This is a genomic window from Microvirga sp. 2YAF29, from assembly GCF_052114605.1.
GTDB lineage: Bacteria > Pseudomonadota > Alphaproteobacteria > Rhizobiales > Beijerinckiaceae > Microvirga.
Map to the genome: position 1 here is coordinate 1 of NZ_JBFRFB010000050.1, position 455 is coordinate 455.

At 41.5% G+C, this 455-nt stretch carries 1 protein-coding gene; it reads left to right on the plus strand.

All coding sequences use genetic code 11. The features are described from left to right. Positions 1-455 (plus strand): IS256 family transposase (locus AB4Y85_RS19455; protein WP_441986550.1); only part of this gene is annotated, 455 nt, incomplete at both ends.

Sequence of the window (455 nt, forward strand, 5' to 3'; positions counted from 1 at the left end):
GTATCAGACGGCTTAAAAGGCATGGCAGACGCTGTTTTCACTGTGTTTCCAAAAGCAAAATATCAAGTCTGTTTAGTTCATGTCGGTCGCAATATTATGCATAAAGTACGCGTAGAGGATCGCAAGGAAGTCTGCGAAGATTTTAAAATGATTCACCAGGCAAAGGACGCCGAAGCAGCTGAGCTAGCACTTGGGCAGTTCTGCGAGAAATGGAGCAAATCGTACAAAAAAGTTACACAAGGCTTACTAAATAACCCGTATTTACTGACGTTTTATCAGTTTCCAAAAGCAATTTGGCGAAGCATCTACTCGACCAATTTAATTGAGTCGTTCAATAAGCAAATCAAAAAATATACAAAGCGCAAGGAACAGTTTCCGAACGAAGAATCACTGGAACGTTTTTTAGTGACGCAGTTCGAGGACTACAATCAACGTTTCGCCTCACGCTGTCACAT